This is a genomic window from Kocuria tytonicola (assembly GCF_003687455.1).
Classification (GTDB): domain Bacteria; phylum Actinomycetota; class Actinomycetes; order Actinomycetales; family Micrococcaceae; genus Kocuria; species Kocuria tytonicola.
On record NZ_PHOA01000004.1, the window covers coordinates 30,182 to 53,095 of the forward strand.

The window sequence follows — 22,914 nt, forward strand, 5'->3', positions numbered from 1 at the left end:
GTGAGCGAGCGCGGGGGCTTCGGCCTGGACCTGCCGGACTACCCGTGGAACTCCCTGGCCCCGTACCGGGCGCAGGCGGGGGAGCACGCGGACGGCGTGGTGGACCTGTCCATCGGCACGCCCGTGGATCCCACGCCGCTCGTGGTGCAGGACGCCCTGGCCGCGGCGGCGGACGCGCCCGGCTACCCCACCACGCACGGCACGCCCGCTCTGCGCGAGGCGGTGGCGGCGTGGTATGCCGAGCGCCGCGGGGTGCCGGGCCTGGACCCCGAGGCCGTGATGCCCACCGTGGGCTCCAAGGAGCTCGTGGCCTGGCTCCCGCTGCTGCTGGGTCTGGGCCCTGGTGACGTGGTGGTGCGCCCCGTGGTGGCCTACCCCACCTACGACATCGGTGCGCGTCTCGCGGGTGCGGAGTCCGTGGCCGCCGACTCACTGGACGAGCTGGAGCCCGCGGTGCGCGAACGGGCGCGCATGGTCTGGGTCAACTCCCCGGGCAACCCCACCGGCATCGTGCGGGACGTGGCGTCCCTGCGCCGGCTCGTGGACCAGGCCCGCGCCCAGGGCGCCGTGGTGGTCTCGGACGAGTGCTACGCGGAGCTCGGCTGGGGCCGCTGGGACGTCTCCGAGGGCGGGGAGCCCGTGCCGTCCGTGCTGGACCCCCGGGTGAGCGGCGGGGACATGTCGCTGCTGCTCAGCGCGTACTCGCTGTCCAAGCAGTCGAACCTCGCGGGCTACCGGGCAGCGTTCCTCGCCGGTGACCCGGTGCTGATGGCATCCCTGGTGAACTCCCGCAAGCACGCGGGCATGATCGTGGCGTACCCGGTGCAGGAGGCCATGCGCGTGGCCCTGGGGGACCACGCCCACGTGGCGGCGCAGAAGGCGCTCTACCGGCAGCGCCGCGCGGCGCTGAAACCCGCGGTGGAGGCCTTCGGGTTCACCGTGGAGCACTCCGAAGCCGGACTCTACCTGTGGGCCACAGCGGGGGAGGACACCTGGACCTCCGTGCAGCGCTTCGCCCGGTTGGGGATCGTGGTGGGTCCCGGCACGTTCTACGGGGACGCGGGCCACGGCTACGTGCGGCTCTCCCTGACCGCCACGGACGAGCGCGTCGCGGCCGCCGTGCAGCGTCTCCGACAGGCGCTGTGAGACCGCCCCGCGCGCGGCGGCAAGTGGAATACCGCTCGCACTAGCGAGTAGGTTGGACCACGATCACACCGTGTTCCCACCGGACGCGCACGCCCTTGCGCTGCCACGACGCCGTGACGGCCCGCAGCGCGCACCGACACCTGGAACACCCGAGCAAACCGTGAAGGACTCACCATGGCAGAGGCCAAGAAGAACACCGGCAAGGTGGAACTGAACTACGAGAAGGGCAAGTCCCTCGAGCTTCCCATGCTGGAGGTCACCGAGGGCAACAAGGGCTACGGCGTGGGCTCCCTGCTCAAGGAGACCGGCAACGTCAGCTTCGACCCCGGGTTCGTGAACACCGCCAACACGCGGTCCTCGGTCACCTACATCGACGGCGCCCAGGGCATCCTGCGCTACCGCGGCTATCCCATCGAGGAGCTCGCGGAGCACTCCAACTTCCTGGAGACCGCCTACCTGCTGATCTACGGCGAGCTGCCCACGCGCGAGCAGTACGAGGACTTCCAGCACCGGATCACCACGCACACCATGGTGCACGAGGACATCAAGATGTTCTTCAACGGGTTCCCCCGTTCCGCGCACCCCATGCCCGTGCTGTCCTCCGCGGTCTCGGCGCTGTCCACCTTCTACTCGGACTCCCTGGACCCCTTCAACAAGGAGCACGTGGAGATCTCCACCATCCGCCTGCTCGCCAAGGTCCCCACCCTGGCCGCGTACGCGTACAAGAAGTCCGTGGGCGAGCCGCAGCTCTACCCCCACAACAACCTCAACTACGCGGAGAACTTCCTGCGCATGTGCTTCGGCGTGCCCGCCGAGGAGTACGAGGTGGACCCGGTGGTCGCCAAGACCCTGGACATCCTGTTCATGCTGCACGCGGACCACGAGCAGAACTGCTCCACCTCCACCGTGCGTCTGGTGGGCTCTTCGCACGCGAACATGTTCGCGTCCGTGTCCGCCGGCATCAACGCCCTCTACGGTCCGCTGCACGGCGGCGCCAACGAGGCCGTCCTCGCCATGCTGGACCAGATCCAGAACCGCGGGCTCTCCGCGGACGAGTTCATGGAGAAGGTCAAGAACAAGGAGGACGGAGTCCGCCTCATGGGCTTCGGGCACCGCGTCTACAAGAACTACGATCCCCGTGCGCGCATCATCAAGGGCTACGCGCACGACGTCCTGGCCAAGATGGGCGGCAACAACGAGCTGCTGGACCTGGCCATCGGGCTGGAGGAGAAAGCGCTCGCGGACGACTACTTCGTGGAGCGCAAGCTGTACCCGAACGTGGACTTCTACACCGGTTTGATCTACAAGGCCATGGGCTTCCCGGAGAAGATGTTCACCGTCCTCTTCGCGATCGGGCGCCTGCCGGGCTGGATCGCCCAGTGGCGCGAGATGATCGAGGACCCCGAGACCAAGATCGGCCGTCCCCGCCAGCTCTACGTGGGCGAGGGCGAGCGCCACTACCCCACGGCCAGCTGACCCCACCGGTCTCCCGGTACGACGCCGCCCCGGTCACCTTCTCGGTGACCGGGGCGGCGTTCCCGTGTGACGCGGCGTTCGGCCGTGCACAGCAGGAGGCGCGCCGAGCAGCCCGTGCGCACCGTGGCGCCGCGCCCCGGAATCTGACCGCACCCGGCGGCGTCGGCCCGGGGCACGGGGGAGGGGCTCAGCCCTCGTAGCCGTTGGGGTTGTTCTTCTGCCAGTTCCAGTGGTCGCGGCACATGGTGTCGATGTCCCGGTCCGCGGACCAGCCCAGCTCCGCGAGGGCGGCGGAGGGATCGGCGTAGGACACGGCGGCGTCGCCCGCGCGGCGGGGGGCGATCTCGTACGGGATCTCCCGGCCCGAGGCCTTCTCGAACGCCTCGCGAACCTCCAGGACGGAGTAGCCGCGCCCGGTGCCCAGGTTCCACACGTGCAGCCCGGGGTCCGCGGTGATCCGGTCCAGGGCCTTGAGGTGGCCGTCCGCGAGGTCCACCACGTGGATGTAGTCCCGCACGCCGGTGCCGTCCGGGGTGGGGTAGTCCCCGCCGAAGACCATGAGCTTATCGCGCCGCCCCACGGCCACCTGCGCGACGAAGGGCATCAGGTTGTTGGGGATGCCCGAGGGGTCCTCACCGATGCGCCCGGACTCGTGCGCGCCCACGGGGTTGAAGTAGCGCAGCAGCGCGATGGACCACCGCTCGTCCGAGGCGGCCAGGTCCGTGAGCATGTCCTCGATGTGCTCCTTGGTGCGCCCGTAGGGGTTCTGGGCGTCCATGGCGAGCTTCTCGGTGAGCGGCATCGTCTCCGGTGCGCCGTAGACCGTGGCGGAGGACGAGAACACGATGGACCGGCAGCCGTTCTCCTCCATGGCCCACAGCAGGTTCACGGTGCCGCTCACGTTGTTCGTGTAGTACCACAGCGGCTTCTCCGCGGACTCGCCCACGGCCTTGAGACCGGCGAAGTGGATCACGGCGTCCGGGTGGTGGTCGCGGAACACGGTGCCCAGACCCGGGCGGTCCAGCAGGTCCACCTGCTCGAACGCGGCAACGTCGCGGCCCGCGAGCTCCGCGACCCGTTCCAGGGACGTGCGGGAGGAGTTGGAGAGGTTGTCCAGCACCACCACGTCGTGGCCCGCCTCCAGCAGTGCGAGGACGGTGTGCGAGCCGATGTAGCCGGTTCCCCCGGTGACAAGAATCTTCATGGGGTCCACCCTATCCAGCGCGCCCGGGAATCCTCTGCGCGCCGGGGCCGGCCCGTCGCCCCTTTCCCCGGCAGCCGCACGCCGCGAAGGCGTGCGGTGCCGGAACGTGTGTGGCCGGTCCCGTTGCCAGGACCGGCCACACGCTCCCGGCGCGACGACGCCGCCGCGCTCAGTTCGCGTGCAGCACTGAGTTCAGCTCCACGGAGCCGCCGCTGCGGGGCAGGGCCTCCACGGCGCCGTTCACCGAGTTGCGGCGGAACAGCAGGTTGGAGACGCCCGAGAGCTCGGAGGCCTTGAGCACGCGGGGCTCGGCGGCGGCGTCGAGCAGGGACACGCGGGTGCCCGCGGTGACGTAGAGCCCGGCCTCCACCACGCAGTCGTCGCCGAGCGAGATGCCCACGCCCGCGTTCGCGCCCAGGAGGCAGCGCTCGCCCAGGGTGATCCGCTGCTTGCCGCCACCGGAGAGGGTGCCCATGATGGACGCGCCGCCGCCCACGTCCGTGTGGTCGTGGACCACCACGCCCGCGGAGATGCGGCCCTCCACCATGGCCGCGCCGAGCGTGCCCGCGTTGAAGTTCACGAAGCCCTCGTGCATCACGGTGGTGCCCTCGCCGAGGTGCGCGCCCAGGCGCACGCGGTCCGCGTCACCGATGCGCACACCGGAGGGGACCACGTAGTCCACCATGCGGGGGAACTTGTCCACGGCGAAGACCGTGACGGGCCCGCCCGCACGCAGGGCGAGCAGGGAGCGGGTGAGCTCTTCGGCCAGGACCGGCCCGCGGCTCGTCCACGCCACGTTGGCGAGCAGACCGAAGATGCCGTCCAGGTTGATCGTGTTCGGCTGGACGAGCCGGTGGGAGAGCAGGTGCAGCCGGAGGTAGGCGTCCGCGGTGTCCTGCGGGGCCGCGTCCAGGTCGACCACCGTGGTCACGATCCCGGAGCGCACGTTGCGGTCGGGGTCCGTGGTCGCGGCCACCCGCAGGTCCGCCTCGTAGCTGGAGTCGGGGTTCGCGCTGAGGGCGGGGGCGGGGTAGAAGACGTCCAGGACGGTGCCCGCGCGCTCGCCGGCATCCACGACGGTGGCCAGGCCCACGCCGGATGCGGTGCGGGAATTGACGGTGCTCTCGCTCGTTGAAGTCATGGCCCCATCCTAAGTGTCGTGCCGTGTCCACCGGTGGCGCGCGGGCCGCGTCTCACCAGGTGGGCCAGGTCTGCTGGACCCGCCCGTGCGGCACCTGCCGTTCCCAGGCACGAGGGGACCCGGTGACTATGCTGGCCGCCATGGCAGCCGATCAGCAGACACCCGCACTCGACCTCACGATGGATCCCGCGGACCTCACGGCCGCGCTGGTGGACGTGGAGTCCGTCTCGGACCACGAGGGCCCGCTCGCGGACGCCGTGGAGGCCGCCCTGCGCGAGCTGCCCCACCTGAGCGTGCACCGGGACGGGGACACCGTGGTGGCCCGCACGGAGCTGGGCCGGGACGAGCGGGTGATCCTCGCCGGGCACCTGGACACCGTGCCCCTGCCCACCGTGGAGGGCGCGCTGGGCGCGGTGCCGTCCGTGCGGCGTCGTGAGGGGGACCGGGACGTGATCTACGGCCGCGGCACCACCGACATGAAGGGCGGGGTGGCCGTCCAGCTGGTGCTCGCCCAGCAGCTGCGGGAGCCCACGCGGGACGTGACCTACGTGTTCTACGACCACGAGGAGGTCTCCAGCGACGCCAGCGGGCTGGGGCGCGTGATGCGCCACTCCCCGCAGCTGCTGGAAGCGGACTTCGCGGTGCTCCTGGAACCCACCAACGGCACCGTGGAGGGCGGGTGCAACGGGACCATGCGCTTCCGGATCACCACGCACGGCAGGGCTGCGCACTCGGGGCGCTCCTGGATCGGGGAGAACGCCATCCACAAGCAGGCGGAGCTGCTGGCCCGGCTGGCCCGCTACGAGCCCCGCACCATCACCGTGGAGGGCCTGGACTACCGGGAGGGTCTCAACGCCATCCGCACCGGCGGGGGAGTGGCGGGCAACGTCATCCCGGACACCGCGTGGACCGAGGTCAACTACCGCTTCGCCCCGGACAAGACCCTGGAGCAGGCGCAGCAGCACGTGCGCGAGGTGTTCGAGGGCTACGAGATCGAGTGGCAGGACCTCTCCCCGGCGGCGCGCCCCGGCCTGGACCGGTCGGCCGCGGCACAGTTCGTGGCGGCCGTGGGGCTGGAGCCGATGCCCAAGTACGGCTGGACGGATGTGGCCCGCTTCTCGGAGGCCGGCGTCCCGGCCGTGAACTTCGGTCCGGGGGACGCCCTGCTGGCCCACACGGACGACGAGCACGTGCACGACGACGCCGTGCGGGCCTGCCACGCCGCCCTCGCCCACTGGTTGTCCTGATCCGGCACGTAGCCTGGGTCCATGACCTCCCACGACACGACTCCTGAACCCGACTCCGGCGCGAGCAGTCCCGCCGAGCGCCACAAGGGTCCGGTGGTGCTGCGCCGTGCCCAGCTGCAGCGGCGCACCTCCGACCAGCGCTTCCTGGACCAGCGCCCCGCCGAGCCGGACGACTTCACCCGCACGGACCCGTGGCGCGTGCTGCGCATCCAGGCCGAGTTCGTGGAGGGCTTCGACGCACTCGCCAACCTGGGTCCGGCCATCACGGTCTTCGGCTCCGCGCGCACGGCTCCGGGCCACCCGGAGTACGAGCTCGCGCGAGCGGTGGGCCGGGCCGTCGGCGAGGCGGGCTACGCCGTGGTCACAGGGGGCGGCCCCGGCGTCATGGAGGCCGCGAACCGCGGCGCCGTGGACGTGGGGGCGCACTCCGTGGGCATCGGCATCGAGCTGCCCCACGAGCAGCACCTGAACCACTGGGTGGATCTGGGCATCAACTTCCGGTACTTCTTCGCGCGCAAGACCATGTTCGTGAAGTACAGCCAGGGCTTCGTGGCGCTGCCCGGCGGCTTCGGCACGCTGGACGAGCTCTTCGAGGCGCTGACCCTGGTGCAGACCGGTAAGATCACCCGTTTCCCCGTGATCCTGGTGGGCACCGAGTACTGGCGTCCGCTGCTGGACTGGATCACGGGCACCCTCGTGGCCGGGGGCAAGGCCTCGGACGCGGACCTCGACCTGCTGCGCGTGGTGGACACCGCCGAGGAGGTCGTGGAGATCCTCACCTCCGTCCATGCCCAGGACCCCGGCATGGGGATCGCACCCCCGGACGACGACGCCGCCCGCCCCGGTTCCGAGGCATGAGTCCGGTTCCACCCGACTCGCCTTCCGAGAGCCTCCCGCGCGAGTGCGAAGAGCCCGGCCACAGCCCGGCGAGGGACCGCACGGTGACCGCACCGCAGGACTCTGCTGGTGCCAGCCGCGCCCCGCGCGCCGGAGAGAGCCGCGCCCGCGGGGCAGCGGCCCGAACGCGGGCCCTGTTCTCGCGGGCTCCGTGGTGGCTCGCCGTCGTCGCCGTCTACGGCATCTCCCGGCTGTGGGGCTGGGCCGTCTTCGGCGTGGTGGGCGCGCAGCAGGGCCCGGGGCCGTGGGGCGACGGCCCGCTGGGGTACCTGGACTTCGTGGCCACGTGGGACTCGGACTGGTACCGCACCATCTTCCGGGAGGGCTACCCCTCGCAGCTGCCCACGGATGCCCTGGGCACGGTGCAGGAGAATCCCTGGGCCTTCTACCCCGTCTTCCCGCTGCTGGCCCGGGGGATCGCCGGGGTGACCGGCACGGGCTGGGCGGGCACCGCCGCCACGGTGTCCCTGCTCGCGGGGTTCGGGGCGGCGCTCGTGCTGTACCGGCTGGTGTGCACCGCGCCCGTCATGGCCGGCCCGCGGACACCCGGTGGCACCTCGCGCCCCGCGCTGTGGGCCGTGGCGGTGTTCGCGTTCAACCCCGTGGCCCCCGTGCTGCAGACCCCCTACGCCGAGGCCTTGAGCCTGTTGCTCCTGCTCGGCGCCATCCTGTGCGTCGTGCGGGGGCGGCCCGTGTGGACCGCCGTGCTCGTGGTGCTGCAGGCGCTCACCCGGCCCACCGGCGTCGCCCTCGCGGCGGCCCTGGGCGTGTGGTGGCTGTGGCGCGCGGTGCGGGACGTGCGGGCCCGGCGTCGTGCGTGGTACCGGTGCGCGGACCGCTGGCTCGCGGTCGCGCTGCTCGCGTGTGCGGCGGCGCTGGCCTGGCCCGCCATCGCGTGGGCCGTCACCGGAGATCCTGGGGCGTACACCGAGACCGAGGCCGCGTGGCGCGGGAGCTCCACCGTGGTGCCCGTGCTGCCGTGGTTCGAGCAGGCGGTCTCGCTCTTCGGGCCGGTGGGCGGGCTGCTGGCCCCGGTGCTGCTCGTGGTGGCCGTGGTGTGCGTGCTGCGCTCCGGCGTGGTGCGGCGCTCGCTGCCGTTCTTCGTGCGCGTGTGGATCGCCGCGTACGGCTGCTACCTGCTGCTCGTGCTCAACCCGCAGTCCTCCACGTTCCGCCTGCTGCTGCCGTGGGCCCCTCTCGCCGCGCCGCTCGTGCACGCGAGCGGGTCCCGGGCGTACCGCACGCTGCTCGTGGTCACGGGAGCCGTCCTGCAGGTGGTGTGGGTAGGGTGGCTGTGGCACTGGAAGCAGCTCCCCGGGGGAGGGGACTACCCGCCGTGAGACCGCAACCCGGGCACGGGGCGGCGGCTGCCGGGCCGCGCGGCGGGGGCCGTGGGCGGCGTCACGGCCAGGGGTTCGCGTTCGATAAGATGGTGGGCGCACACATCCACGAAGAGGAGCGCTAAATGGCGGCCATGAAGCCGAGAACGGGTGACGGACCCATGGAGGTCACCAAAGAAGGACGCAGCCTGATCATGCGGGTCCCCCTGGAAGGCGGCGGGCGTCTGGTGGTCGAGCTCAAGGCGGACGAGGCCGCGGAGCTGCGCGAATGCCTCTCCGGCGTGACCCAGTAGCGGCGTCACCCCGTCTTCGGAACGGACCCGTGACCCGCGGATCCCCGGTTCCACAGCGCGAGAGCCCCTCACCACGGTGAGGGGCTCTCGCGCTGCTCCGTGCTCAGCCGTGCTCAGGCCGCCCAGCGCGTCCCGAGCGTTATACCCGCGGCCACGGCCAGCAGGGCCCACAGCAGCGTGCCGAGCACCACCGCCAGGGCCGCGGCACCACGGCGCTCGCGGGCCAGCCGCACGGCGTCCACCATCGCGGTGGAGAAGGTGGTGAAACCCCCGCACAGCCCCGTGCCCAGGGCCACCGTCCACTCGGGGCCCAGGACCATGCCGAGCCCGCTGACCACGCCCAGCACGAACGAGCCCAGCACGTTCACGAGCACCGTGCCCAGGGGGAACGGCCGCTCCTGGCGCGCGCTCACGGCGCGGTCCGTCAGGTGGCGCAGCGCCGCGCCCACTGCACCGCCCACCGCGACGGCCAGCACCGCGATCACCGGTGCTCCCCGGAGGACGCCGGGCCGGTCGAGGACGACCCGGCCGGGGGCTGCTCGTCGGCGCCGGCAGGCAGGCCGCCAGGCGTCGTCGGGCTCGCGGTGGCCGACGCCGCCGGGGCACCGGTCCGCGTGTCCCCAGCGGTGGTGTCCAGTGCCTGCTCCGCCGCGCGGGCGCCGCCGGGGCCCCGCACGCGCGCCCCGAGGATCATCCCGAGGGCGGCGGCGAGCAGACCGGAGACGAGCGTGAGGCCCGCATACCCCAGGGCGGGGCCCGTGGCACCGGAGCTGACCCCGTCCCAGAGCTCCTGCGCGAACGTGGAGTACGTGGTGACCCCGCCGAGGGCCCCGGTGCCCACGAGCAGCCGCACGGTGTGCGCGCGCGGGGTCTCGGGACCGGGCCGTGTGAGGGCCTCGAGGAGCAGCCCGAGCAGCAGTGCACCGAGGACGTTGACGGCGAACGTGGGCCAGTGCCCGAAGGAGCCGGTGGGCAGCACGTGGGCCACACCCCAGCGGGCCACGCTGCCCACGGCACCGCCGAGGGCCACGAGACAGACGTCGCGCAGCAGGGAAGGCATCAGCGGCGCACGGCGAGCAGCATGCCCGTCCCCGTGGGCACCACCGCGGTGGACAGCCGGGGCTCGTCACGCAGGGTGCGCACGACCTCCCGCATGATCACGGTCTCCTCCTGCCGCTGCGCGGGCTGCGGCACGAGGTCCTGGTGCAGGGCGTCGTTGACCACGAGCATGCCGCCGCGGCGCAGCAGCCGCGCGCCCTCGATCACGTACTCCGCTGTGTTGGCCACGTCCGCGTCCACGAAGACCATGTCGTATGCGTTCTCCGTGAGGCGGGGCAGCACGAGGGCTGCGGCGCCGGAGATCGTGCGGGTCCGCTTGGTCTCGAAACCCGCCTCGCGGAACGTGTCCCGGGCGGCGCGCAGCGCACGGATGTCCGTGTCGATGGTGGTCAGCACGGACTCGGCGGGCATCCCCCGCAGCAGTGCCAGCCCGGAGACCCCCGCTCCGGTGCCCACCTCCACCACGGTCGCGGGTCGGGCGGAGGACGCCAGGACGGTGAGGAGCGCGGCCGAGGCGGGTGTCACGGGGTCCAGCCGCAGGGCGAGGGAGCGCTCGCGGGCACGGAAGGCGGTCTCGTCCTCCGTGGCGTAGGCCTCGCAGTAGGCCCAGCTCGTGGTCTTGTCCGTGGTCATGGACGCGCATGTCCTTCGCTGCCGTGTGCGGCGGGAGCCAGCGGGCCCCGGCGCCCGATGTGACGCCCCGGCGTGGCGCCGGAGTTTTCCGGAGGCCAGCCTATCGCGGTCCGGGCGCGGGGCGCGGGGAACCCCCGGTGCCCGCCCAGATCGCTGTCAGTTTCCTGCAGAACAATGGAGACGCGCCCCGGTTCGGGACGCGTCACACGCAGGATTCGCTCGAGGAGAGGGGACGGGGTGTCCACACGCAGCGCAGGCACGGCCGTCCGGCCCACGCGCCGGCCCGCCCGACGCACCGTCACTCTCGTGGCCGCCGTCGCCACGTGCCTGTGCGTGGCCCTGGTCGCCACCGCGGTGTGGAGCGTGGGTCGCAGGGCGCAGCAGGAGCAGCTCAGTGGCGCGCAGGCCGCGGCCACGTGGTCCCCGGGGGCCCAGGGCATGGTGGACACCACGTCCGCGGCGGACATCCGCTCCCTGCGCTCACTGGGCTGGGCCGTGCCCGGGCTTGCCGCGGAGGGCTACAGCGTGACCGACATCCGCCAGACCACCGTGGGCGGCGAGCCCGCCGTGGCCCTCACCCTGCACGACGACCGCGGCACGGTCGAGATCGTGGAGCAGCGCGGCCACGTGAACCCGGAGAACCCCGTGGACGGCGTGAGCGGACTGCCCGTCAGCGCCGAGGGGTTGCACGAGTCCGTGGTGGCGGGGTCCCGGCTGTGGGTGGAGCGCGAGGACCCGTGGCGCGCCGTGATGGTCCGCCCGGACGCGGTCTACACCATCACCTCGGACACGCCCCCGGCCACCGTGGCCGAGACCGTGAGCGCGGTGGTGGCGGAGGACCGCGCCCGTGTGAGTTTGCCCTCGCGCCACGACGAGAGCTTCGGCGCCACCGTGGTGGACGGCCTGCAGAAGCTGTTCGGCTAGGAACGACCCCGCGGGGCGTTGCCCGACGTTGATAGGCTCAGCGCGTGTTCGGGATTTCTGGCGGAGAAGCCATCATCATTCTCATCGTGGCCCTGGTGATCATCGGGCCCGAGCGCGTTCCCGAGTACGCCCAGAAGCTCAAGGAGATGGTCAAGGCCGTCCGCAGCTACGCCACGGGTGCCACGGAGGACCTCAAGGAGACCCTGGGCCCCGAGTTCTCGGACCTGGACTGGCGCAAGCTCGACCCCCGGCAGTACGACCCCCGCGTGATCGTGCGGGAGGCTCTCCTGGAGGACGACGCCGAGCGCCCCCGTCCGCAGTACTCGGCCTCCACCGTGGCCGCCCCCACCGTGCGGCGCCTGGCCCGGGGCGAACGGGCGCCGTTCGACACCGAGGCCACCTGAGCGGCGTCGTCACCGGGGCACGCAGGCCCGCGGGGCGGTGGACGGCTCAGCCGCGCGGCGTGATGCCCAGGCTGCGCCCGGCGAGTCCCCGGCCCTGGCGGTCCAGCGCCCGGGCGATCTCCCAGAGCTGGGCGGCGGCGGGTGAGTCCGGGTCCGCCCACACCGCGGGCACACCCCGGTCCGAGGCCTCCCGGACGGTGACGTCCAGCGGCACGCTGCCCAGCAGCGGGACGGGGTAGCCGAGGCGTTCGCTCAGCGAGGTGGCGATGGTCTCCCCGCCTCCCGCGCCGAAGACCTCCATGCGGGAGCCGTCCGGCATGACCATGGCGGACATGTTCTCCACCACGCCCGTGACCCTCTGCCCGGTCTGCTCCGCGAGCGTCCCGGAGCGCTGGGCCACGCTGACCGCGGCGTGCTGCGGGGTGGAGACCACCAGCACCCCCGAGCGGGGCAGCAGCTGACCCACCGAGATGGCGATGTCCCCCGTGCCCGGCGGCAGGTCCAGGAGCAGGTGGTCCAGGTCCCCGAAGTGCACGTCCGTGAGGAACTGCTCCACGGCTCGGTGCAGCATGGGCCCGCGCCACGCCACGGGCTGGGCGGGGTCCACGAACATCCCGATGGAGATCACCTTCACGACGCCGCGCGAACGGTGCCCCGCGCCCGCCGCGCTGTCCTGGGGCAGCCGGTCCACGCCCTCGGGCACCTCCACCACGGGGGGCAGGATCATGTCCCCCACACGCGTGGGGGACTGGGTGATGCCCAGCAGACCGGGGACGGAGAAGCCGTGCACGTCCGCGTCCACGATCCCCACCGTGCGCCCCATCGCGGCGAGGGCCGCCGCGAGGTTGACGGTCACGCTGGACTTGCCCACCCCGCCCTTGCCGCTGGTCACGGCGTGCACGCGGGTCAGGGAGTCCGGGTCCGCGAACGGGTTGCTGCGGTGGTGACCCAGCCGTTCCTGCAGCTCCCGGCGCTGCTCGGGGGTCATCACGCCCACGTCCACGACCACCTCGGTGACACCGGGCACCTCGGACAGCGCGGTGCGCAGGTCCGCCTCGATCGTCCCGCGCAGCGGGCAGCCGGACACGGTGAGCAGCACCGTGACGTGCGCCGTGGTGCCGTCCAGCGTGGCCGCGGGGATCATGCCGAGCTCGGTCACCGGCCGGCGCAGCTCCGGGTCGATGACCCCGTCCAGGGCGCTGCGCAGCCGCGGGTCCACGGTTCCGGCGGTGCCGTCCTTCCCGGTCACCGCGGGGTCTCCCCGCCCGCACCGTCGTTCCCCGCCCCGGGGGCCGACGCCGCGTGCGAACCACCGGAGCGTGCCGTCTCCCCGGCCGCGCCGGGGCGCTTGGCCCGCTCGGACTTCCTGCCGCCCCCGGACTTCCGTGCGCTCTCGGACTTCCGCTCGGGAGCACCGGTCCCGGCCGCCTCGGCACGCTGGTCCTGGGCGTCGATGATCTCCTCGAGCAGGCTGCGCAGCTCCGAGCGCACGTAGTCGCGCGTGGCGACCTCCCGCATGGCGATGCGCAACGAGGCGATCTCGCGGGTGAGGTACTCGGTGTCCGCGAGGTTCTGCTGGCCGCGCTGGCGGTCCTCCTCCGCGACCACGCGGTCGCGGTCGTCCTGGCGGTTCTGCGCCAGCAGCAGCAGCGGAGCCGCGTAGGACGCCTGCAGGGACAGCATGAGCGTCAGCAGGGTGAAGTTCAGGGACCGCGGGTCGAACTGGATCTCCTCCGGCGCCAGCGTGTTCCAGGACAGCCAGATGGCCACGAACACCGTCATCCACAGCAGGAACTGCGGGGTGCCCATCCAGCGGGCAATGGCCTCCGTGAGCTCACCGAACGAGTCCGGGTTGGGGCGGAAGCGGTTGAGGAACCCCGGGCGCTTCTCGCGCGGCTGGTCCAGGGGACCGGGGGAATACTGCGAGCCTGTGCTCTGCCTGGGGCTACTCATACCTCTTGCCCACCTTCCGGACCGGGGTCCCGTCGTCGTACGTGCGCCAGTCGTCGGGCAGCAGCGCGTCCAGGACGTCGTCGATCGTGACCGCTCCCACGAGCCGGTCCTGGTCGTTGACCACCGGCAGGATCGTGAGGTCGTAGGTGGCCAGCTCCCGAGCGACGTCCGCCAGCGACGCCTGGTCGGAGACCGGCTCGATGGACCGGTCGATCAGGTTGCCGATGGCCTCGGGGGGAGGGTAGCGCAGCAGCCGCTGCGTGTGCACGAACCCCAGGTACTTGCCCGTGGGGGTCTCCAGCGGCGGGCGGCACACGAGCACCGCGGAGGCCGCGGCGGGGATGATCTCCTCCTGGCGGATGTGCGCGAGCGCCTCCGCCACGGTGGCCTCGGGGGAGAGCACGATGGGCACCGGCGTCATGAGGGAACCGGCGGTGCCCTCCTCGTACTCGCGCAGGCGCCGGACGTCCTCGGCGTCCTCGGGCTCCATCATGGTGATGAGGCGCTCGGCCTCCGCCTCGGGCAGCTCGTTGAGCAGGTCCGCGGCGTCGTCCGGGTCCATCTCCTCGAGCAGGGCGACGGCGCGCTCCTTCGCCATGTGCGTGAGGATGAACACCTGGTCCTCCTCCGGCAGCTCCTCGAGCACGTCCGCGAGGCGCTCGTCCTGCAGCTCCCCGGCGATCTCGAGCTTGCGCTTGTCCGGCATGTCCCGCAGCTCGTCCGCGAGGTCCGCGGCCTGGTCCTCCTCGTGCTGCGCGATCCACTGGGTGGCGGGCTGGTGCCCCGCGTTGGAGGGGTCGTCGGTGTCCTCCCAGTCCACGATCAGCGTCTGGTTGCGGCGCCGGATCAGTCCGCCCGTGGCCTGGGACCGGCGCACGAACAGCTGCGACACCACCCAGTCGCCGCGGTTGTTGGACTTCTCCATGGCCACGTCCTCGATGGTGGCCGTGCCGGATCCGTCCAGCAGCACCACGGTGCGGTCGAAGAGCTCGCCCACGGCGAGGGTCTCGGCCCCGCGCTGCTCGAAGCGCCGCAGGTTCACGAGGCCCGTGGAGATGATCTGGTCCGCGTCGATGCTCGTCACGCGGGTCATGGGCACGAACACCCGCTTCTTCCCGAGCACCTCCACCACCAGGCCCACCACGAGGGGCCGGTTCTTCACGGACGGGCGCGTGCCGGGGCGCAGCAGCACGACGACGTCGCGCAGCCGCCCCAGGCGGTCGCCCAGGGGGTCGAAGACGTCCAGGCCGATCAGCCGGGCGACGAAGATCTTGGAAAGGTTTGTGCTCACCCGCCCAGCCTAGTGATCCACGCAGGATGGGGACATTCGGGGCCGGACCGGGCACAACGCCACGGGGCCGTGGCCCTGCGGGACCGGAGCAGGGCCGGGGACAGGCGGCACCCCGGCAGGTGCGGTGCCACGACACCGGCGGGATGCGGTCCCACGGGGTTCACCCGCTGCGATGCCCCAGGGGTTTCCCGGCGCGCTCGCACCGCTGTGCGGGACAATGTCCGGTATGAGCAACCCGAACCGCAGCCCAGCCCAGTTGTCCATCGCCCCGGAGATGCCCCGCGGGGAGGTGGTGGGGCGCTACCGCACCTACGCCGAGGCGCAGAAGGCCGTGGACTACATGTCCGACGAGCACTTCCCCGTGGCCATGGTCTCGATCATCGGCAGCGACCTGAAGTCCGTGGAGCAGGTGACCGGGCGGCTCTCGTACCCGCGGGTGGCCCTGCAGGGGGCGCTCAACGGCATCTTCTTCGGCGCCTTCTTCGGCCTGGTCATGACCATGTTCGGGGGCGCGAACATGGTGCCCACGGTGCTGCTCACCATGCTGCTGGGCGGGGCGTTCTTCATGCTGATGGCCACCATCACGTACGCGATGTCGCGCGGCAAGCGGGACTTCACCTCCACCAGCCGGATCGTGGCGGGCAGCTACGAGGTCCTCGCCGCACCCGAGGTGGCCGGGCAAGCCCGTCAGGTGCTCGGCGGCATGCCCGGTGAGCCGGGTGCCGGGGCACGCGCCCAGAACCCCGCCCCCTTCGGCGGACGCGGTCCGGGCGGGGCCCGGCAGGACGGGGGGAACGGCGAGCAGTGGGGCCCGGGCGACCCGGGCCACGGCGGAGCCCGGCAGGGTGCACCCCACGGCGGTGCACCCCGGAACGGCACGTACACCGGTGGCCCCGAGGGGCGGCCGGGCGTGCCGGGCCAGGGCACGCCCTCCGGTGCCGCGCACGGCAGCAGCTCCGCGGCGTCGGCCCCCGGTGCCTCCCAGGACACGCAGCCGGGCCCGGCGGCCCAGCAGCAGGACCCCAACCGCTCCGCGAAGTTCCCCGACCTCCCGGACGGACGGCCCCAGTACGGCATCCGCGTGGAGGCCGAGGCCACTCCCGAGGTCGACCGCTCCGCGCCGTGGACCCGCACGGGTGGCCCCGCCGCCGCGCAGGACGCCCGGGACGCACGCGACGCCCAGCAGGGCGGCGGCGCCGAGAACGGCACCCCGGAGAACCGCCGCTGAGTCCTCGGTGACCGGTGCCGGCCCACGAGCCGCACCCGGTGGAAATGCTGAACGCCCCGCACGGTGTGCGGGGCGTTCTGCATGGTCCGGGCTCGGGGTCAGGCGCGCGGGCCCACGTTCTCGGTGCGGTTCCAGATGCCCTGGATCCACGACTCGACGTCGTCCGGGTGGCGGGGCAGCGCCGCGGAGAGGTTCTCGTTGCCGTTCTCGGTCACGAGGACGTCGTCCTCGATGCGCACGCCGATCCCGCGGTACTCCTCGGGGATCGCGAGGTCCTCCTCCTTGAAGTAGAGCCCCGGCTCGATGGTGAACACCATGCCCGGCTCGATCACGGCGTCCAGGTACAGCTCGCGCTTGGCCTGGGCGCAGTCGTGCACGTCGATCCCCAGGTGGTGGCTCGTGCCGTGGGGCATCCAGCGGCGGTGGTGCTGGCCCGACTCGGACAGGGAGACCTCCGCGGAGACCGGGAGCAGGTCCCACTCCTCGAGGCGGTGGGCCAGCACGTCCATGGCCGCGGCGTGGACGTCCCGGAACCGGTTGCCGGGCACGGCCACCTCGAACGCCGCCTCGGAGGCGTCCAGCACGGCCTGGTAGATCCGGCGCTGCACCTCGGTGTAGGTGCCGTCCACCGGCAGGGTGCGGGTGAGATCAGCCGTGTAGAGGGACTCCGCCTCCACCCCGGCGTCCACCAGGATCAGCTCCCCGGGCTTGACCGAGCCGTTGTTGCGGATCCAGTGCAGCACCGTGGCGTTGTTGCCGGAGGCCGCAATCGTGTCGTACCCGAGGTCGTTGCCCTCGAGGCGGGCACGCGAGAAGAACGCTCCCTCGACCACGCGCTCACCGCGCTCGCCGCCAATCGCCTGGGGCAGCACCGCCACGATGTCCTCGAAGCCGCGGATGGTGGCGTCCACGGCCTTGCGCAGCTCACCGACCTCGTAGTCGTCCTTCACGAGCCGCAGCTCGCTCAGCGCCTCGGCCAGCGTGGCGTCCTTCGCGTCGGACTGCTCGAGGTCCACGCCCGTGTTGATCCGGGAGGTGTCCACGAGCGCGTCCATGTTCAGGTCCACGTCCCGCACCAGCCGGATGCTCAGACCGCCCAGGGCAGCGTTGCCGGCGTCCTTGGTCACGGCCGTCTCCAGAGCCGAGAGGTCCTGCGTGGGCAGACCGAACTCGTCCTGCAGCTGCTGCAGGGTGGGTCGCGGTCCCACCCAGAACTCGCCGTTCTTGGCGTCCGCGTAGAACTCGGCGGAGTCCCGCCCCGCCATGGGGTGGAAGTAGAGAGTGGCCACGTGGTCGCTGCCGTTGTCGCCCCGGCCCGGCTCGGTGGGCTCCATGACCAGCACGGCCTCGGGCTCGTGGTCCACTCCCATGCCCGTCACGTGCGCGAACGCCGAGTGCGGGCGGAAGCGGTAGTCGGTGTCGTTCGAGCGCACCTTGGGGGCACCGGCCGGGATCACCAGGCGCTCGCCTGGGAACAGGCGCGAGAGCCGGGCACGGCGCGCGGCCGCGTACTCGGCAACCTCTGCGCGCGGCGTCGTCGTGTGCTCCGGCGCGGCCCAGCCCGAGGCCATGAACTCGCGGAACTGCTCGTTGTCCGGGCGCTGGGAGCGGTTGTCCACGCGCTCGTCCATGGGCTGCGCGGCGTCCTCGCTCGCGTGGTGGGAAGCGGCGGTGTGCTGGGGGCCCTGGCTCATGGGCGCGGTCATCTCCTTCGCGGCGCGATCGCTCGCGCACGGGTGGGGTGCGGGTCTGTCCCGTCCATGGTGTCACGCCGGTCAACAGCGCGCCCGCACGGGGCACCGCCGGTATCGTGGAGCCGGTGAGAATCGACCTGCACACCCACTCGATCGCCTCGGACGGCACGGAGACCCCCGCCGACGTCGCCCGCTCGGCCCACGCCGCCGGGCTCAGCGTCTTCGCACTCACCGACCACGACACCACCGCCGGGTGGCAGGAGGCCGGGGACACCGCGGTCTCCCTGGGCGTGGCGTTCGTGCCGGGCATGGAGGTCACGTGCACCACGGCGGACGGGATCTCCGTGCACATGCTCAGCTACCTCCACGACCCCGGGTACCAGCCGCTCGTGGCGCGCATCGAGGAGTGCCGCCGCAACCGGCTCACCCGGGCGCGGCGCATGGTGGAGCTGCTCGGGGAGGACTTCGACATCTCGTGGCAGGACGTCATGGCGCAGGTGGGCCCGGACGCCACGGTGGGCCGCCCCCACATCGCGGATGCCCTGGTCTCCCTGGGCGTGGTGCCCACCCGGTCCGCGGCGTTCTCCGACCTGCTCTCCGGGCGGTCCAAGTACTACGTGCGCCACGATGCACTGGACCCGGTGGAGGCCATCAAGCTCGTGCGCGCGGCGGGTGGGGTGCCCGTGTGCGCGCACCCCATGGCGCCGCTGCGGGGACGCGTGGCGAGTGCCGCGGACTTCGAGGCGATGATCGACGCGGGCCTGGCCGGCCTGGAGGTCGCCCACCGGGACAACCCGGACGAGTCCCGCGCGATCCTCATGACCATGGCCGCCGAGCACGACCTGCTGGTCACCGGCTCCAGCGACTACCACGGTGAGGGCAAGCCCAACCGGCTGGGGGAGAACTCCACGTCCGCGCGCTCGCTCACCCGGATCTGCGAGCAGGCCACCTCCGGCGTGGAGGTGCGCTGGCCCTGAGCGGCCGGCGCACGGTGGCGGCGTCGGTGGCTCAGACGGTGTGGACGGGGACGTCCGGCAGGCGCAGCCGCATGACGTCCACGGCCTCGGGGTTGCTGTCCACGCACACGAACCGGCGCCCCAGCTCCGCGCTCACGGCACCCGTGGTGCCGGAGCCCGCGAAGAAGTCCAGCACCCAGTCCCCGGGGCGGGAGGACGCCGTGACGATCCGCCGCAGCACGCCCGCGGGCTTCTGCGTGGGGTAGCCGGTCTTCTCCCGCCCGGTGGGGGAGACGATGGTGTGCCACCACACGTCCGTGGGCAGCTTCCCGCGCGCGGCCTTCTCGGGCCCCACGAGCCCCGGAGCCATGTACGGCTCGCGGTCCACGTCCTCGGAGCTGAAGTGGTACGCGGCGGGGTCCTTGACGTACACCAGGATGGTGTCGTGCTTCGCGGGCCAGCGCCGGGTGGTGCGGCCGCCGAAGTCGTAGGCCCAGATGATCTCGTTGAGGAAGCACTCCCGGCCGAACAGGGCGTCCAGCAGGATCTTCACGTAGTGCACCTCCCGGTAGTCCAGGTGCACGTAGAGGGTGCCGTGGTTCGCCAGCACGCGGCGCGCGTGCGCGAGCCGCGGCTCCAGGAACCCCAGGTAGTCCGCGAACGAGTCCTCGTAGCGCCGCAGCGAGCCCATGACGGTCTCGTAGGACCGCCCCGCGAACCCCACTCGGTCCCCCTGGCCGTGGGCCACGGGGACCGAGCGGGTGGTGCGGCGCACCTGGTCCCGCCCGGTGTTGAACGGGGGATCCAGGTACACCAGGGAGAACGACTCGTCCGGCAGGGACTCCAGCACGGTGAGGTTCTCGCCGTGCACGACGGCGCTGGTGCCCTCCGGGTCGAACACGAAGGGCTCCGCCGCGCTCACCGCCTCCTACTCCCCGGCGTCGGAGGACTGCTGGGCGTTCTGCGCGCTGTCGGCCCGATTCTGCCCGGAGGAACGACGACGCCGCCGACGCCGCTTGGCGCCGCCCTCGCCCGAGGTCTCCACGGACGTCTCCCGCGTGGAGCTCTCACCCTGACCGGTCCCGCGGGAGCCCTCGCCGTCGCCGGAGCGGGGACGGCGGGAGCGCTGCCCGGAACCGGAACCGCCCGCGTCGGAACCGCCGGAGCGCCGGCGCTCGGAGCCCGAGCCGCCCGAGCGGCGTCGTTCCCCGGAGCTTCCGCGGGAGCCGCCCGCGGGGCGCTTGTCGTCGCGGCGGGGGCGGGCGTCCCCGAGGTCCTCGAGCTCCTCGGCGTCGAGGCCCTCGAGGGTGCGCTGGGACTTGGGCAGCCTGCCCTTGACCGTGCGCGGGATGCTCAGGTCCGTGTAGAGGTGCTCGGAGGACGAGTAGGTCTCCACGGGCTCCGGGACGCCGAGCTCCAGCGCCTTGTCGATCAGGCGCCAGCGGGGGACGTCGTCCCAGTCCACGAACGTGATGGCCGTGCCCTTGTTGCCCGCGCGGCCCGTGCGGCCCGTGCGGTGCAGGTAGGTCTTCTCGTCCTCGGGGCACTGGAAGTTGATGACGTGCGTGACGTCCTCCACGTCGATGCCGCGCGCGGCGACGTCCGTGGCCACGAGCACGTCCACCTTGGAGTTGCGGAACGCGCGCAGCGCCTGCTCACGGGCGCCCTGGCCCAGGTCCCCGTGCAGGGGAGCAGCCGCGAAGCCGCGGTGGATGAGCTCGTCCGCGAGCTTGGCCGCGGCGCGCTTGGTGCGCGTGAAGATGATGCTGCGCCCGCGGCCCTCGGCCTGCAGGATGCGCGCGACCACCTCGTCCTTGTCCAGGTGGTGGGCGCGGTAGATGACCTGGCGGATGTCCTTCTTGGTGGTGCCCTCGTCCGGGGCCGCCGCGCGGATGTGCATGGGGTGGGTCATGTACCGGCGGGCCATGGCGACCACGGGACCCGGCATGGTGGCCGAGAACAGCATGGTCTGGCGCACCTCGGGAACGGCGGCCAGCAGCTTCTCCACGTCCGGGAGGAAGCCCAGGTCCAGCATCTCGTCCGCCTCGTCCAGCACGACCATGCGCACGTGGCTCAGGTCCAGGAAGTGCTGACGGTTCAGGTCGATCAGGCGCCCGGGGGTGCCCACGACGACCTCCACGCCCTTCTCGAGCTCGGCGATCTGCGACTCGTACGGGCGTCCGCCGTAGATGGTGGCCACGCGGGCGTTGCGGGTCTTCGCGGCGATCGCGAGGTCGCTGCCCACCTGAACGGCGAGCTCACGCGTGGGGACCACGATCAGGGCCTGCGGGGCGCCGGGCTTCTTCAGCTGCTCCCAGCCCTCGTCGTCCCGGCCCACCGCACGCTGCAGGGCGGGGATGCCGAAGCCCAGGGTCTTTCCGGTGCCCGTCTTGGCCTGGCCGATGATGTCCTGCCCCGAGAGGGCGATGGGCAGCGTCATCGCCTGGATGGGGAAGGGAGAGGTGATGCCGTGGGCCGCGAGGGCGTCCACGATGTCCTGGCGGACCCCGAAGTCCGCGAACGAGGACTCCGCCACGGGCTCGGCGGTCTCGATGGCCTGCACCCCGGCCTCGTCGGGCTCGGGGGCGTCCTGCTCGGGTGTTGCGGTGATGTCGGTCAAAACGATCCTTCACGGGTAGGCGCGGGGCACCGGCACCGGGTCTCGTGCGCCTGCCGTCCTGCGGGGGACGGGCACGGCGCGAGCCGGGGGCCACCGCGCGAGTGTGAGGAAGCCGATCGTGAAACGCACCCCGCCCGGGCGCTCAGCGGAGGGCGCGTGCGCCCTCCGGGCGCGGTGCCGGAGCGGGTGGAAAGTGAACGTGACGGTCTCTTGGGACGACCGGTCATCCTGCTAGACGAGCCCAGTGTACCCGCAATACGAGAGGCCGGAACGGGACGACGCCCCCGGGACGGGGGCGTCGTGGCGCACCGCTCGGGCCCGGCGGATGGTTCGGGGAGCTCAGGCGACGGGGGCGAAGCCCACCTTCCGGCGGGTCTCCTTGCCGGTCTCCACGTAGCCGATGCTCGCCGCGGGGACCATGGCGGTGCCGCCCTTGGTGTCCTCCAGCACGAGGGGGGATCCGGAGGACAGCGCCTCGGTCACCCTGGCCCGCACCTCGTCAGCGGACAGGTCGCTGTTGAGCATGAGCACCTGCGAGACGTTCTGGATGCCGATCTTGATTTCCATGGATACCCTCCTGCGACGGTCCCGGCCGCTGCGCGCGGAGCGGGACGGTGTGCTGCGGACCGGACGCGCCGTGCGGGGACGGGGCGTCAGTCCCGGTCGTTGCGGCCCAGTCTAGGAGCAGGCTCCGGGCGCTCCTCGCTGAGGGACTTGATTCCGCCCCAGGCTAAACGGAAGATCCGGTCCTGGACCTCCTCGCGCGACCCGGACTCCGGGTGGCGGATCCAGTAGATCGCGGAGGTCTGCACCATGTTCACGAGACCGCGCGAGAGCAGCATGGCCTGCGCGGGCGGGGCGCCCGTGGTGGGTCCCAGCAGGGCGGCCACGGCGCTTGCGACCCCCTCCGAGAAGTCGTCCAGCTGGGCGGCGACCTCCGGGAAGGACATCACGTCCGCGCTGAACACCAGACGGTGGGCCTGGGGGTGGCTGTGCACGAAGTCGAAGTGCGTGACGATCACGTTGCGCACCCGCTCCCGGTGCGTGTCCGACTCCGAGAGTGACTCCTCCAGGCGCCCGGACAGCTCGCGCAGCGTGTGCTCCACCAGCGCCAGGAAGAGGTCCCGTTTGCCGGGGAAGTGCTGGTACAGGACGGGTTTGGACACCCCGGCGGCGGCCGCGATCTCGTCCATGGACGTGGCGTGGTAGCCGCCGTCCGAGAACACCCGCAGGGCGGTGTCCAGCAGCTGCTCGCGGCGCTGGTCCCGGCTCATGCGGCGGGCGCGCGTGGGCGCGGTGCGGGAGGCGGGATCGCGGTCGTCGACGGCTGTCATGGGGTTCTCCTCTGCGGACGGCGGTGTCCGTGGTGGCATCAGCTCGCCGCGCGGGGGCGCGGGGTGTCTGTGGG

General features: G+C 72.4%; 23 protein-coding genes. 10 read left to right on the plus strand and 13 right to left on the minus strand.

The genetic code is table 11. From position 1 onward, the window contains the following. A complete protein-coding gene (gene dapC, locus CWC38_RS01215) occupies nt 1–1,146 on the plus strand; it encodes a succinyldiaminopimelate transaminase (RefSeq protein WP_121845028.1) in 1,146 nt (381 codons plus the stop codon). 174 nt (nt 1,147–1,320) lie between these two features. Then, nucleotides 1,321–2,622 carry a citrate synthase gene (locus tag CWC38_RS01220; protein ID WP_121845029.1) on the plus strand — a complete coding sequence of 434 codons (1,302 nt, stop codon included), beginning with the start codon at nt 1,321–1,323 and terminating at the stop codon, nt 2,620–2,622. A 187-nt stretch (nt 2,623–2,809) separates the two neighbouring features. Here CWC38_RS01220 and galE read toward each other — a convergent pair whose 3' ends face one another. Then, nucleotides 2,810–3,826, minus strand: coding sequence for a UDP-glucose 4-epimerase GalE (galE, locus tag CWC38_RS01225; protein ID WP_121845051.1), 1,017 nt, complete (start codon nt 3,824–3,826; stop codon nt 2,810–2,812). A 169-nt stretch (nt 3,827–3,995) separates the two neighbouring features. After that, nucleotides 3,996–4,967: a 2,3,4,5-tetrahydropyridine-2,6-dicarboxylate N-succinyltransferase gene (gene dapD, locus CWC38_RS01230; RefSeq protein ID WP_121845030.1), complete on the minus strand. Its 972-nt coding sequence runs from the start codon at nt 4,965–4,967 to the stop codon at nt 3,996–3,998. Nucleotides 4,968–5,107: 140 nt separating this feature from the next. Between dapD and dapE the strand changes: the two genes are divergently transcribed. The 4 genes from dapE to CWC38_RS01250 all read left to right on the plus strand — a co-directional run bounded on the left by dapE (nt 5,108) and on the right by CWC38_RS01250 (nt 8,744). Further along, nucleotides 5,108–6,214 carry a succinyl-diaminopimelate desuccinylase gene (gene dapE, locus CWC38_RS01235; RefSeq protein WP_121845052.1) on the plus strand — a complete coding sequence of 369 codons (1,107 nt, stop codon included), beginning with the start codon at nt 5,108–5,110 and terminating at the stop codon, nt 6,212–6,214. A 21-nt stretch (nt 6,215–6,235) separates the two neighbouring features. Then, nucleotides 6,236–7,072 carry an LOG family protein gene (locus CWC38_RS01240; RefSeq protein WP_121845031.1) on the plus strand — a complete coding sequence of 279 codons (837 nt, stop codon included), beginning with the start codon at nt 6,236–6,238 and terminating at the stop codon, nt 7,070–7,072. An 83-nt stretch (nt 7,073–7,155) separates the two neighbouring features. Beyond that, a complete protein-coding gene (locus CWC38_RS01245) occupies nt 7,156–8,451 on the plus strand; it encodes a putative hexosyltransferase (protein WP_240624983.1) in 1,296 nt (431 codons plus the stop codon). Nucleotides 8,452–8,576: 125 nt separating this feature from the next. After that, a complete protein-coding gene (locus tag CWC38_RS01250; RefSeq protein WP_121845033.1) occupies nt 8,577–8,744 on the plus strand; it encodes a DUF3117 domain-containing protein in 168 nt (55 codons plus the stop codon). A 113-nt stretch (nt 8,745–8,857) separates the two neighbouring features. On the opposite strand, the gene crcB is transcribed toward CWC38_RS01250, so the two are convergent. Genes crcB through CWC38_RS01265 form a run of 3 tightly spaced genes read right to left on the minus strand, consistent with a single transcriptional unit; the run spans nt 8,858 to nt 10,436 of the window. Beyond that, nucleotides 8,858–9,229 carry a fluoride efflux transporter CrcB gene (gene crcB / locus CWC38_RS01255; protein WP_121845034.1) on the minus strand — a complete coding sequence of 124 codons (372 nt, stop codon included), beginning with the start codon at nt 9,227–9,229 and terminating at the stop codon, nt 8,858–8,860. Continuing rightward, entirely contained in the window at nt 9,226–9,804 is a 579-nt protein-coding gene (locus CWC38_RS01260) for a fluoride efflux transporter FluC (RefSeq protein WP_240624984.1), read from the minus strand. The genes crcB and CWC38_RS01260 overlap by 4 nt, the downstream gene beginning before the upstream one ends. Further along, complete coding sequence (locus CWC38_RS01265) at nt 9,804–10,436, minus strand: O-methyltransferase (RefSeq protein WP_121845036.1); 633 nt, start codon at nt 10,434–10,436, stop codon at nt 9,804–9,806. Before CWC38_RS01265 ends, CWC38_RS01260 begins: the two co-directional genes overlap by 1 nt. Nucleotides 10,437–10,673: 237 nt before the next feature. On the opposite strand from CWC38_RS01265, the gene CWC38_RS01270 reads away from it, so the two are divergent. Together CWC38_RS01270 and CWC38_RS01275 are read left to right on the plus strand one after the other, a co-directional pair. Next, the gene (locus CWC38_RS01270) at nt 10,674–11,360 is read left to right on the plus strand and encodes a hypothetical protein (protein ID WP_121845037.1); all 687 of its coding nucleotides are present in this window, start codon (nt 10,674–10,676) and stop codon (nt 11,358–11,360) included. 44 nt (nt 11,361–11,404) lie between these two features. Continuing rightward, nucleotides 11,405–11,764 carry a twin-arginine translocase TatA/TatE family subunit gene (locus tag CWC38_RS01275; protein WP_121845038.1) on the plus strand — a complete coding sequence of 120 codons (360 nt, stop codon included), beginning with the start codon at nt 11,405–11,407 and terminating at the stop codon, nt 11,762–11,764. 46 nt (nt 11,765–11,810) lie between these two features. Here the strand turns inward: CWC38_RS01275 and CWC38_RS01280 are convergent, their stop codons facing one another. The 3 genes from CWC38_RS01280 to CWC38_RS01290 are packed head-to-tail and all read right to left on the minus strand — an operon-like array spanning nt 11,811 to nt 15,008. Next, on the minus strand, nt 11,811–13,013 hold the full coding sequence (locus CWC38_RS01280; RefSeq protein WP_240624985.1) for an Mrp/NBP35 family ATP-binding protein: 1,203 nt from the start codon (nt 13,011–13,013) through the stop codon (nt 11,811–11,813). Further along, nucleotides 13,010–13,717: a DUF1003 domain-containing protein gene (locus tag CWC38_RS01285; RefSeq protein ID WP_121845039.1), complete on the minus strand. Its 708-nt coding sequence runs from the start codon at nt 13,715–13,717 to the stop codon at nt 13,010–13,012. The genes CWC38_RS01280 and CWC38_RS01285 overlap by 4 nt, the downstream gene beginning before the upstream one ends. Further along, complete coding sequence (locus tag CWC38_RS01290; protein WP_121845040.1) at nt 13,710–15,008, minus strand: magnesium transporter MgtE N-terminal domain-containing protein; 1,299 nt, start codon at nt 15,006–15,008, stop codon at nt 13,710–13,712. Before CWC38_RS01290 ends, CWC38_RS01285 begins: the two co-directional genes overlap by 8 nt. A 226-nt stretch (nt 15,009–15,234) precedes the next feature. Between CWC38_RS01290 and CWC38_RS01295 the strand changes: the two genes are divergently transcribed. Continuing rightward, nucleotides 15,235–16,236 (plus strand): general stress protein, encoded by a 1,002-nt coding sequence (locus CWC38_RS01295; protein WP_121845041.1) that lies wholly within the window; start codon nt 15,235–15,237, stop codon nt 16,234–16,236. 98 nt (nt 16,237–16,334) lie between these two features. Here the strand turns inward: CWC38_RS01295 and CWC38_RS01300 are convergent, their stop codons facing one another. Next, a complete protein-coding gene (locus CWC38_RS01300) occupies nt 16,335–17,930 on the minus strand; it encodes an aminopeptidase P family protein (protein WP_121845054.1) in 1,596 nt (531 codons plus the stop codon). A 125-nt stretch (nt 17,931–18,055) separates the two neighbouring features. On the opposite strand from CWC38_RS01300, the gene CWC38_RS12215 reads away from it, so the two are divergent. Beyond that, the gene (locus CWC38_RS12215) at nt 18,056–18,907 is read left to right on the plus strand and encodes a PHP domain-containing protein (protein WP_206059834.1); all 852 of its coding nucleotides are present in this window, start codon (nt 18,056–18,058) and stop codon (nt 18,905–18,907) included. Nucleotides 18,908–18,938: 31 nt separating this feature from the next. On the opposite strand, the gene CWC38_RS01310 is transcribed toward CWC38_RS12215, so the two are convergent. From CWC38_RS01310 to CWC38_RS01325, 4 genes are all read right to left on the minus strand, one after another. Beyond that, nucleotides 18,939–19,808, minus strand: coding sequence for a DNA-methyltransferase (locus tag CWC38_RS01310; RefSeq protein ID WP_121845042.1), 870 nt, complete (start codon nt 19,806–19,808; stop codon nt 18,939–18,941). A gap of 6 nt (nt 19,809–19,814) precedes the next feature. Further along, a complete protein-coding gene (locus CWC38_RS01315; RefSeq protein ID WP_121845043.1) occupies nt 19,815–21,506 on the minus strand; it encodes a DEAD/DEAH box helicase in 1,692 nt (563 codons plus the stop codon). Between the two features lie 339 nt (nt 21,507–21,845). Beyond that, nucleotides 21,846–22,073, minus strand: a complete 228-nt coding sequence (locus CWC38_RS01320) for a DUF3107 domain-containing protein (RefSeq protein WP_121845044.1) — start codon at nt 22,071–22,073, stop codon at nt 21,846–21,848. A gap of 86 nt (nt 22,074–22,159) precedes the next feature. Then, on the minus strand, nt 22,160–22,840 hold the full coding sequence (locus CWC38_RS01325) for a TetR/AcrR family transcriptional regulator (RefSeq protein WP_240624986.1): 681 nt from the start codon (nt 22,838–22,840) through the stop codon (nt 22,160–22,162). Nucleotides 22,841–22,914 lie beyond the last annotated feature (74 nt).

What these genes read in the sequence shown, in the direction of transcription:
- CWC38_RS01220 (WP_121845029.1), top strand. Translation starts at nt 1,321, where the DNA reads ATGGCAGAGGCCAAGAAGAACACCGGCAAGGTGGAACTGAACTACGAG.
- galE (WP_121845051.1), bottom strand. Translation starts at nt 3,826, where the DNA reads ATGAAGATTCTTGTCACCGGGGGAACCGGCTACATCGGCTCGCACACC.
- dapD (WP_121845030.1), bottom strand. Translation starts at nt 4,967, where the DNA reads ATGACTTCAACGAGCGAGAGCACCGTCAATTCCCGCACCGCATCCGGC.
- dapE (WP_121845052.1), top strand. Translation starts at nt 5,108, where the DNA reads ATGGCAGCCGATCAGCAGACACCCGCACTCGACCTCACGATGGATCCC.
- CWC38_RS01240 (WP_121845031.1), top strand. Translation starts at nt 6,236, where the DNA reads ATGACCTCCCACGACACGACTCCTGAACCCGACTCCGGCGCGAGCAGT.
- CWC38_RS01250 (WP_121845033.1), top strand. Translation starts at nt 8,577, where the DNA reads ATGGCGGCCATGAAGCCGAGAACGGGTGACGGACCCATGGAGGTCACC.
- CWC38_RS01260 (WP_240624984.1), bottom strand. Translation starts at nt 9,804, where the DNA reads ATGCCTTCCCTGCTGCGCGACGTCTGTCTCGTGGCCCTCGGCGGTGCC.
- CWC38_RS01265 (WP_121845036.1), bottom strand. Translation starts at nt 10,436, where the DNA reads ATGACCACGGACAAGACCACGAGCTGGGCCTACTGCGAGGCCTACGCC.
- CWC38_RS01285 (WP_121845039.1), bottom strand. Translation starts at nt 13,717, where the DNA reads ATGAGTAGCCCCAGGCAGAGCACAGGCTCGCAGTATTCCCCCGGTCCC.
- CWC38_RS01295 (WP_121845041.1), top strand. Translation starts at nt 15,235, where the DNA reads ATGAGCAACCCGAACCGCAGCCCAGCCCAGTTGTCCATCGCCCCGGAG.
- CWC38_RS01300 (WP_121845054.1), bottom strand. Translation starts at nt 17,930, where the DNA reads ATGAGCCAGGGCCCCCAGCACACCGCCGCTTCCCACCACGCGAGCGAG.
- CWC38_RS01320 (WP_121845044.1), bottom strand. Translation starts at nt 22,073, where the DNA reads ATGGAAATCAAGATCGGCATCCAGAACGTCTCGCAGGTGCTCATGCTC.
- CWC38_RS01325 (WP_240624986.1), bottom strand. Translation starts at nt 22,840, where the DNA reads ATGACAGCCGTCGACGACCGCGATCCCGCCTCCCGCACCGCGCCCACG.